General features: G+C 51.2%; 1 rRNA gene. It reads left to right on the forward strand.

What is annotated here, in order from left to right:
- Positions 1-1,101, forward strand: a 23S ribosomal RNA gene (locus JUI81_RS31620); the annotation flags it as partial.

A 1,101-nucleotide genomic window follows, 5' to 3' on the forward strand; every position in this document is an offset into this window, starting at 1 on the left:
GCACGAGAAACTTTGTCTGAATATGGGGGGACCATCCTCCAAGGCTAAATACTACTGACTGACCGATAGTGAACTAGTACCGTGAGGGAAAGGCGAAAAGAACCCCGGAGAGGGGAGTGAAATAGATCCTGAAACCGTATGCGTACAAGCAGTGGGAGCCCACTTTGTTGGGTGACTGCGTACCTTTTGTATAATGGGTCAGCGACTTATTTTCAGTGGCGAGCTTAACCGAATAGGGGAGGCGTAGCGAAAGCGAGTCTTAATAGGGCGTCTAGTCGCTGGGAATAGACCCGAAACCGGGCGATCTATCCATGGGCAGGTTGAAGGTTAGGTAACACTGACTGGAGGACCGAACCGACTACCGTTGAAAAGTTAGCGGATGACCTGTGGATCGGAGTGAAAGGCTAATCAAGCTCGGAGATAGCTGGTTCTCCTCGAAAGCTATTTAGGTAGCGCCTCATGTATCACTGTAGGGGGTAGAGCACTGTTTCGGCTAGGGGGTCATCCCGACTTACCAAACCGATGCAAACTCCGAATACCTACAAGTGCCGAGCATGGGAGACACACGGCGGGTGCTAACGTCCGTCGTGAAAAGGGAAACAACCCAGACCGTCAGCTAAGGTCCCAAAGTTATGGTTAAGTGGGAAACGATGTGGGAAGGCTTAGACAGCTAGGAGGTTGGCTTAGAAGCAGCCACCCTTTAAAGAAAGCGTAATAGCTCACTAGTCGAGTCGGCCTGCGCGGAAGATGTAACGGGGCTCAAACCATACACCGAAGCTACGGGTATCACTTAGGTGATGCGGTAGAGGAGCGTTCTGTAAGCCTGTGAAGGTGAGTTGAGAAGCTTGCTGGAGGTATCAGAAGTGCGAATGCTGACATGAGTAACGACAATGGGTGTGAAAAACACCCACGCCGAAAGACCAAGGTTTCCTGCGCAACGTTAATCGACGCAGGGTTAGTCGGTCCCTAAGGCGAGGCTGAAAAGCGTAGTCGATGGAAAACAGGTTAATATTCCTGTACTTCTGGTTATTGCGATGGAGGGACGGAGAAGGCTAGGCCAGCTTGGCGTTGGTTGTCCAAGTTTAAGGTGGTAGGCTGGAA

The organism is Pseudomonas sp. 008 (assembly GCF_016861935.1).
GTDB lineage: Bacteria > Pseudomonadota > Gammaproteobacteria > Pseudomonadales > Pseudomonadaceae > Aquipseudomonas.